Below are 8,320 nucleotides of genomic sequence, written 5' to 3' on the forward strand. Positions count from 1 at the left end.
GCGCATTCGCGTCCAAAGCCTCTTCGGCAGCGGTCTGGCGGCGTCGGCCGACGCCAGGCGGGACGGGGTTCTTTGTCGACATTTTGTTGACGATCTGGGGCTTGTAGACAATCTACTGCTTGAAAAGTTGCCAATCTAGACTGCCTCCACCGCCGCCACAAGCGCGCTGACCCGAGGTTCCGATGAACAGCCTTCCCTTGACCCCTGCCGATGCGCTGCCGCTGCCCATTCCGGCGACAAGTGCACTGGACCTGGACGACACCCACGCCCGCGACCTGCAGGTGCGTGTCTGTCCGACGCCGCTGCGTTGCAGCGATGGCCGCCAGCTTGCGGCGCAGTGGTTTGAGCCCCCGCATGCCGTCGGCGTGCGCGCGGTGACCGTGATAGGGGCCGCAACGGCGGTGCCGGCCAGCTATTACCGCCACTTCGCGGAGTGGCTGGCCAGGCGCGGCTATGCCGTGTTGAGCTTCGACTATCGAGGCATCGCTGCCTCGCGCGAGGCTTTGCAGCCCGGCGAGGACGTGCGCCTGCGGGATTGGGCTCGGGTGGACATGGGCGCAGCCTTGCACGCGGCAGACAAGCGTCGGCGCGAGGAGGCTGCGGCCCAGCGCCGCGAACTCGGCCTGCTGTGGGTCGGGCATTCGCTGGGCGGCAACTCGGTCGGCCTCGTGCCCGGCTTCGAGGACAAGGTGGATGCGCTGCTTGGCGTTGCGGCCCAGGTGGCCTACCTGGGGCATTGGTCGGGCTTCGCGCGCCTGCAGGCCTGGCTGTTCTTCCATCTGATGCTGCCGGTCGCAGTGAGGCTGTTCGGCCATGCGCCCGGCCGCATGCTCGGCCCGCGCGCCGAGAAGCTGCCTGCTGCCGCGGCGCTCGAATGGGCCGCGTGGGGGCGAAAGCCCGGCTTCCTGTTCGGCGACGAAAGCCTGGCGCGCGAGCGGAGCTACCACCGGTTTACCGGCCCGGCGCATCTGTGGAGCGTCACCGACGACCATCTTTTCGGTCCGGCCGCCGCCGTCGACGCGCTGGCCGGCCATTTCAGCGCCGCGCGCGTGCAGCGCCATGCCGTCGCTCCGGCCGATCTGGGCGTCAGCAAAATCGAGCATTTCGGCCCCTTCCGACGTGACCTGGGTGCCAAGCTTTGGCCGCGCCTGCTCGAGCCCATCGAAGCCGCGACACCTCGGCTTGCAGCACGCTTGCACTCGGCGTAAGCACCGCTGCGGTGCACGCTTGGGCGCGGCTAAGGTCGCGTCATGATTGACGACCGCTTTCTTGCCGACAACACCGCCGTGCTGCGCGCGCCGGTGCGGTTCTATTTCGACTTCTCCTCGCCCTATTCCTACATCGCCTCGGAGTGGGTCGAGGCCGTCGCCGCCCGGCATGGCCGGCGCGTGCAATGGCATGCCATCCTGCTCGGCGTGACCTTCCAGGCTGCAGAGCTGAGATCGCCCGTGGCTCACCCGATCAAGCGCGACTACACGCTGCGCGACTTCGAGCGCTCGGCCCATTTCGCCGGACTGCCCTACCGTCAGCCCGATGCCTTTCCGATCGCGACGCAGAACGCGGCGCGCGTGTTCTGGTGGCTGAGTGATCAGGACCCGGCCCGCGCCGTCGCCTGGGCGCACGCCGGGCTGCGCGCCTATTTCACGCGCGGTGTCTTGCTCGGTGATGTTGAGGCACTGAAGGGGCTGCTGGCCGATTCCGGCATTGATGCCGACGCGGCCGAGGCCGCCTGGAGCGACCCGGTCTGGAAGAACCGCCTCAAAGCCGAGAACGACGCCGCCATTGCCGCTGGTGTGTTTGGCGCGCCTCATTTCATCGTCGACGGCGAACCCTTCTGGGGCAACGACCGCCAGGCCCAGGTCGAGCGTTGGCTGGGCAGCGGCCCGTTCAAGGGACTGGCCTGAGGATGTTCACGCTCGCGTCATGACATACGGGCAGCATGCCCGCCATGCCGACGACGCAAGACTCCGCTGCCGCCGACACGCCCACGCTGTCGGTGCGAACCGTCTGGATCTCGGACCTGCATCTGGGCACCCCCGGTTGCCAGGCCAAGGCCCTGCTCGACTTCCTGCGCGACGTCGAGTGCGAGACGCTCTACCTCGTCGGCGACATCATCGACGGCTGGCAGCTGCGCCGCTCCTGGTACTGGCCGCAGGCGCACAACGACGTCGTGCAGAAGCTGCTGCGCAAGGCGCGCAAGGGCACGCGGGTCATCTTCATCCCCGGCAACCATGATGAGTTCGCGCGCAAATACCTCGCGCACAACTTCGGCGGCGTGGACGTGATGGAGGAGGCCATGCACGTGACGGCCGACGGCAAGCGGTTGTGGGTCACGCATGGCGACCTGTATGACGGCGTCATCCAGTGCGCGCGCTGGCTGGCTATTGCCGGCGACCTGGCCTACGAGTTCACGCTCAAGGTCAACCGCTGGTTCAACCGCATCCGCGCCAAATGCGGCCTGCCGTACTGGAGCCTGTCGCGCTATCTGAAACACAAGGTCAAGCGCGCGGTCAGCTACATCAACGAGTTCGAAAACGCCGTTGCCCGTGAGGCCAGGAAGCGCGGTGCGCACGGCGTTGTCTGCGGCCACATTCATCATGCGGAGATCCGCGAGATCGACGGCATCCTTTACTGCAATGACGGCGATTGGGTGGAGAGCCTGACAGCCCTCGTCGAGCACTTCGACGGCCGGCTGGAGATCATCGACCGAGGCGACGAAGCGGCATTGCCCGGCATGCTGCCTGCGCCGAAGACCGTGTCTGTGGCGCTGCCAATGCCGGCAGCCGCGAAGGCCGCGGCACCGGATACGGTCAACTCAGCCTGAGCAATGCCTGGCCGGCGCGGATCTGCACGCCCGGGGCAATGCCCTCGGCCAGGTCAAAGCCCTTGGGCACGAAGACGATGATGGTCGAACCGTGCTCGAACCAGCCCATCTCCTGGCCTTTCACGTGCGGCGCCGAGCAAGGCATCTCGTTCGCACCCTTGCGGCCGAGATGCAGCAGCACGTCGAGGAAGTGCAGGCGGATGCTGGCCACCAGGATGGCCGCCACGGGTACCAGCGCAATCGGGTGGCCGCTCGACAGCGTCATTCGCACCACAGCGCGCTCGTTGCGGCAGAACAGCCGTTCCACACGCTTCAGTGCCACCGGATTCACGTTCCACGTGTCTCCGCTCAGATAGGTCACATGCTCCACCGTGCCGTCCGCCGGCGCGTGGAAGCGGTGGTACATCGCCGACGTCAGCCGCAGCGTGACGAAGCGGCCGCCCTCGAAGGCGCAGGCGTCCTGCGTCGGCCCGAACAGCTCTTCGGTCGAATACGGGAAGCCCTTGGCCTGGTAGACCATGCCGCGCTCGACGACGCCGGTTGCGCCGATGATCGCGTCGCTGGGGCTAGCGAACACGTCCGGTCGTGGATCGAACCTGCGCGAGCCGAGCTTCAGCTCGCGGGTGAAGCAATCCTTCAGCGAACGGAAGCTCTGGTGCTTGGCCTCGCTCAGGTCCAGCGGCGTGAACATCCGCCAGACGGCAATGGTCAGCCGCGTCAGCCACGGGCTCTCGATGCGTGAGAAGCGACCCATCATCTGCGTGAGCGCGATCCGCGGCACGCGGTTGGTCAGCAGGAAGTTCAAGTCTTCCTGCGCCACGAGGCGTTTGAACCATCCCCGGCGGGGCCGCGCGTGGTCATTCATCCCGACGCTCAGCGCGGGCGATGCTTCGCGGTCTTTCATCAGAACTTCTGCTCCAGCATCTCGCGAAAAACGCCGCGGCGGATGGCCCTGGCGGTCAGCTCGGGCGCGGTCCACCACCAGCCGTCAGCACGCATCTCGTCGCACGCGGCGATGAAGCGGTTCATAACCTCGGCGAACTCGGCGTCGCTGTAGTTCAGGCTGAAGATCAGCCGGCCCGTGCCCACCCAGCTCAGCGCCAGGCCATGCTTGCGCAGATAGAACTGCAGCATCCAGTGGTAGCGGCCGGGCTGGTCGTACATCACGGTCCAGATCGTCGACAGATTGGCCATGCGCACAGGCGCGCCGGCCGCCTGCAGGCGGGCGTTGAACTGCGCGCAGCGCGCGTTCCAGCGTGCGTCGAGGCCGTCGTACAGCGCTTTCGTCTCGGGGCGCTCGATCCGCTTCAGGAACGCCGCCATTGCGGCCACCACGTAGGGGTGCGCATTGAAGGTGCCGCGTGCAAAGCAGATGTCCGCCGGCCGGTCCTCGCGGTAACGCTGCATCAGTGCGCGGCTGCCGCACACCACACCCACCGGCAACCCGCCGCCAAGCGTCTTGCCGTAGGTGACGAGGTCGGCCTTCACGCCGAAGTACGCTTGAGCGCCGCCCGGTGCCAGGCGAAAACCCACGAACACCTCGTCGAAGATCAGCACGATGCCGCGTGCCGTGCACACCTCGCGCAGCTTCTTGAGCCAGGCCGTGTACGCCTCGCGGTCGTAGCTCGCGCGGCGACTGCCGTCGATCAGCGCGGAGTCGCCCGGCGCATTCGCATTGGGATGCAGGGCCTGCAGCGGGTTGACGAGCACGCAGGCGATGTCGCGCCGCGTGGCCAGCACTTTCAGTGAGCGCTCCGCCATGTCCTGCAGTGTGAAGGTCTCACGCGGCGGCAGCGGGTTGCCGGGACCGGGCTGCACGTCCTCCCACCAGCCGTGATACGCGCCGGCAAAGCGCACCAGACGCTTCCTCTTGGTGTGATACCGCGCCAGTCGCACGGCCTGCATGACGGCCTCGGTGCCGGACATGTGGAAGCTCACCTCCTCATGGCCCGAGATGGCCTTCAGCCGCGACAGCACATCCAGCACGCAGGGGTGGTAGGCACCGAGCACCGGGCCCAGTTCGCGCGCCGTGGCCACGGCCTCGTCGATGCAGGCCTTATAGGCGTCATAGCCCAGCACGTTGACGCCGTAGGAGCCCGTCAGGTCGTAGAACCGGTTGCCGTCCAGGTCCTCCACCTGCACGCCGGAGCTGGCCTGCAGGAAGGCGCCCACCTTCAGACGCTCGCGCAGCACCGGGCTGAACTGGAAGGGCACGCGGTAGCGGCCCGTGAAGCGCAGATCAGAAATGGTGTCGCGCGCCTGTTCGGTGGCCGCGAGCGTCTTCGCGAAGCGGCTGTCGAACTCGGCGCCCAGGCGCTGCAGTGCGGCACGCCGTTGGGCAGCAACTTCCGTCGGTGCGCCGTCAGCGGCGAAAAACTGCGCCTCGTCGTAGGCATAGCCCGGCACCCAGCGCGCCAAGCGCTTGGCCATGCGCGAGTGCCCGGCCAGTGAGCGGTGCTTGGCCCGCGACAGCTCGATGCGCCGTTTGACCGCCGGCAACAGCGCGAGCACGCCCAGGGCCAGCGCCGAAAGAGTGAGGGTCTCGTCCATCGGCTCAATGCGCCTGCTGGCCCACGTGGTCCATCGGATCGATCAGCTGGCCGCGCAACAGGAACAGGGGCGCCTTCCAGTACAGCATCACGTCGTGAAAGGGGTCGGTGATGATCTTGAAACCCCAGGCCAGGCCCTGCATCAGGTTCTGCGTGACCCACAGCTGCACGACGCGGAACACCAGGCCCGTCACGCCCAGGCAGAACCAGGCCATGCCGACGTCCTCGATAAAGCCCTGCAGGCCTACGGCAGGCTGGATCAAACCGCCCAGCGACGGCGACAGCCACAGCACCAGCGGCAGTGCCACCCAGACCGACATCAGCACGATCTTGCGGCGGATGTTGTAGCCAATCTTGATCTCTTCCTTGTACTCGTCGGTGGCCTTGTTCACCTCGTCATAGCCACGCGGCTCGAAGAAGAAGTGGCCCGCCTGGCGCGTCGTCATCGATACGCACCAAGCCAGCAGTGCCGACCACGCGGGATTCACGAACAACAGCGCATACGACACCAGGAAGCTCAGCGCGCTGATCAGGTGCAGGCTTTGGTTGATGCGGCTGTGGTGGTAGTAGCGGTGGTCGTCCCAGCGCTGGGTCTTCAGGGTTTGAAAGAACTCGTTCACGTCCCGTCCTCGTGTTTGGGTGGCTAGCGGCGCGATGGTGGGCTGCTTGCGTGAAATCGGCGTGACGGTCCGGTTGTCATCGTGCTGTTGCAAACGCTGCCGACCATGCGCGCATGAAAACCGCAACCGACGCCGACGACATCCTGGTTGACGACTTGCCCGCGCCGCGCCATTCGCGTCGGCTTGCGGTGGTGACGGAGACCTATCCGCCCGAAGTCAACGGCGTCGCCATGTCGATGGCTCGCGTCGTGGACGGTCTGAACCGCCGCAACCACGACGTGCAGCTCATCCGCCCGCGCCAGCCAGCCCGGATGGGCATGCAGCCCACCGGCAAGCCCGAGATCGACGAAGTCCTGACCAAGGGCCTGCCCGTGCCGCTGTATCCCAACCTGCGCATGGGCGTGCCCAGCAAGCGCAGCCTCGTGAAGCTGTGGTCGCTGCGCCGTCCCGACGTCGTTCACATCGCGACCGAAGGGCCGCTGGGTTGGTCGGCACTCCAGGCGGCCCAGCACCTGTCGCTGCCCGTCACGTCCGACTACCGCACCAACTTCCATGCCTACGGCAAGCACTACCGCCTGGGCCTGCTGTCCAAGCCCATCATGGGCTATCTGCGCAAATTCCATAACCGCTGCGACGCAACCATGGTGCCCACCGAGGCCATGCGCGTGCTGCTGGCCGAACGCGGTTTCGAGCGGCTGTCGGTGGTGGGCCGTGGTGTCGATACGCAGCGCTTCGATCCGGCGCGACGCAACGCTGCGATGCGCGCAAGCTGGGGCGCCGCGTCTGACGACCTGGTCATGGGTTACGTCGGCCGCCTGGCCCCCGAGAAGAACCTTGGCGTCGTGCTGGCCGCTTTTGAAGCTGTGAAGCGGCTGCAACCGCGTGCCCGCCTCGTCTTCGTCGGCGACGGGCCGATGCGTGCCGAGCTGGCGGCGCGTGTTCCCGACGCCGTGTTTGCAGGACAGCGCGGTGGCGACGATCTGGCGGCGCATTACGCCGGACTGGACCTCTTCCTGTTTGCAAGCCTGACCGAGACCTTCGGCAATGTGACGACCGAGGCCATGGCCAGCGGCTGCGCCGTCATCGCCTTCGAGAGTGCGGCTGCGGGCGAACTGATCCGTAGCGGCGTGAACGGCTGGCTGGCCGGTCCGGGCAAGGAAGACGCCTTCGTCGCGGCGGCGGGCGTTGCCGCCATGGACGCCAACGCCCGCCGGGTGGTGGCCGAGGCGGCGCGAGCCACGGCAAGGCGATTGGATTGGGCCGATATCACGGCGCGTTTCGAATCGGTGCTGGAAGGCGCCATCGCGCGYGGCGAGCCGGTGTTCCGACTGACGGGTTTGCAGGCCGTGGCCTGACGCGAGGCGCCTCTAGGCGCGGCTGCGGGTGTCCACCCAGATCAGCGCTGCAATCGCGCCCGCAACCAGCACGCCCAGCCCGCTGAGCGTCACCGCGATCGGCACACCCGCGGCTTCGCAGCCGGCATAGGTCGCCAGCATCGCCAGCACGCTCAGGTTTTCATTGAAGCCCTGCACGGCGATGGACCGCCCCGCGCTCAGCAGCGTCGCGCCGCGGTGCTGCAGCAGCGCGTTCAGGGGCACGACCATCGCGCCACCCACGGCGCCGACCAGAGCGAGCACGACCGCGGCCGTTGCCACCTCGCTGACCTCGGCCACCACTGGCATCAGCAGGCCCAGTGCGATGCCGGCCCAAAGCCCATGCCGCGCCTGGTGCAACGCCAGCCAGCGCCCTGCCGCCGCCGCGCCGCCGATGACGCCCACCGCCACCGCCGCCTGCAGATAGGCTGCCTGGCTCAAGGGCAGCGCGAGTGCCTCGCCAGCCCATCTCAACACCGCGAACTGCAGCGTCGCCCCGACGCCCCAGAACAGCGTCGTCGCGGCCAATGACAGCCCACCCTCGCGGTCGCGCCAGAGTGTGCGGTTGGCAGTGCGGAATTCGCGCAGCAGCGTCGCCGGATCGTGAGCCACGCTGCGCTGCCGGCGTCCGCTGTCTGCGATGCCGGCGTTCAACAGGCTGGACACGGCGTAGATGACCAGCAGCGCCGCCAGCGATCCCGTCAGCTTGTCGGCCGGCAGGTTCAGCCCATCGCACACGTCCGCCAGCCCCGAAGCCAGCCACAGCGGGCTCACCAGCGCGCCGCCCAGCACGGCGCCCAGCAGCGCTGCGGACACGACGCTGATCTCGATCCAGCCATTTGCCTTCACGAGCGCCTCGGGCGCCGCCATCTCGGTGATCAGGCCGTACTTGGCCGGCGCATAGGCCGCAGCGCCCAGGCCGACCACCGCCAGCGCCGCCACCGGGTGCAGGCC

The 8,320-nt window shown here is 67.6% G+C and carries 8 protein-coding genes; 4 read left to right on the top strand and 4 right to left on the bottom strand.

Annotated elements, in window-relative coordinates:
- Positions 1 to 182 precede the first annotated feature (182 nt).
- The 3 genes from AC1DU6_RS13200 to AC1DU6_RS13210 are packed head-to-tail and all read left to right on the top strand — an operon-like array spanning position 183 to position 2,824.
- Positions 183 to 1,208, top strand: coding sequence for an alpha/beta hydrolase family protein (locus AC1DU6_RS13200; RefSeq protein WP_477857647.1), 1,026 nt, complete (start codon positions 183 to 185; stop codon positions 1,206 to 1,208).
- A 42-nt stretch (positions 1,209 to 1,250) separates the two neighbouring features.
- Positions 1,251 to 1,904 carry a DsbA family protein gene (locus AC1DU6_RS13205; protein WP_477857648.1) on the top strand — a complete coding sequence of 218 codons (654 nt, stop codon included), beginning with the start codon at positions 1,251 to 1,253 and terminating at the stop codon, positions 1,902 to 1,904.
- A gap of 35 nt (positions 1,905 to 1,939) precedes the next feature.
- Positions 1,940 to 2,824, top strand: coding sequence for a UDP-2,3-diacylglucosamine diphosphatase (locus tag AC1DU6_RS13210; protein ID WP_477857649.1), 885 nt, complete (start codon positions 1,940 to 1,942; stop codon positions 2,822 to 2,824).
- Here the strand turns inward: AC1DU6_RS13210 and asd are convergent.
- The 3 genes from asd to AC1DU6_RS13225 are packed head-to-tail and all read right to left on the bottom strand — an operon-like array spanning position 2,811 to position 5,993.
- Positions 2,811 to 3,728: an archaetidylserine decarboxylase gene (asd, locus tag AC1DU6_RS13215; RefSeq protein WP_477857651.1), complete on the bottom strand. Its 918-nt coding sequence runs from the start codon at positions 3,726 to 3,728 to the stop codon at positions 2,811 to 2,813. The genes AC1DU6_RS13210 and asd overlap by 14 nt on opposite strands.
- Positions 3,728 to 5,374, bottom strand: coding sequence for an aminotransferase class III-fold pyridoxal phosphate-dependent enzyme (locus AC1DU6_RS13220; protein WP_477857653.1), 1,647 nt, complete (start codon positions 5,372 to 5,374; stop codon positions 3,728 to 3,730). The genes asd and AC1DU6_RS13220 overlap by 1 nt, the downstream gene beginning before the upstream one ends.
- Positions 5,375 to 5,378: 4 nt before the next feature.
- On the bottom strand, positions 5,379 to 5,993 hold the full coding sequence (locus AC1DU6_RS13225) for an Mpo1-like protein (protein ID WP_056194663.1): 615 nt from the start codon (positions 5,991 to 5,993) through the stop codon (positions 5,379 to 5,381).
- Positions 5,994 to 6,106: 113 nt separating this feature from the next.
- Between AC1DU6_RS13225 and AC1DU6_RS13230 the strand changes: the two genes are divergently transcribed.
- The gene (locus AC1DU6_RS13230) at positions 6,107 to 7,348 is read left to right on the top strand and encodes a glycosyltransferase family 4 protein (protein WP_056194617.1); all 1,242 of its coding nucleotides are present in this window, start codon (positions 6,107 to 6,109) and stop codon (positions 7,346 to 7,348) included.
- Positions 7,349 to 7,360: 12 nt separating this feature from the next.
- Here AC1DU6_RS13230 and lplT read toward each other — a convergent pair.
- Positions 7,361 to 8,320, bottom strand: a 960-nt coding sequence (lplT, locus tag AC1DU6_RS13235; RefSeq protein ID WP_477857656.1) for a lysophospholipid transporter LplT, incomplete at its 5' end; no start/stop codon positions are given.

The organism is Roseateles sp. P5_B10, from assembly GCF_056400485.1.

Bases quoted from the DNA above. Each gene is read 5' to 3' on its own strand.
- AC1DU6_RS13200 (WP_477857647.1), top strand. From the start codon at position 183: ATGAACAGCCTTCCCTTGACCCCTGCCGATGCGCTGCCGCTGCCCATT.
- AC1DU6_RS13205 (WP_477857648.1), top strand. From the start codon at position 1,251: ATGATTGACGACCGCTTTCTTGCCGACAACACCGCCGTGCTGCGCGCG.
- AC1DU6_RS13210 (WP_477857649.1), top strand. From the start codon at position 1,940: ATGCCCGCCATGCCGACGACGCAAGACTCCGCTGCCGCCGACACGCCC.
- asd (WP_477857651.1), bottom strand. From the start codon at position 3,728: ATGAAAGACCGCGAAGCATCGCCCGCGCTGAGCGTCGGGATGAATGAC.
- AC1DU6_RS13220 (WP_477857653.1), bottom strand. From the start codon at position 5,374: ATGGACGAGACCCTCACTCTTTCGGCGCTGGCCCTGGGCGTGCTCGCG.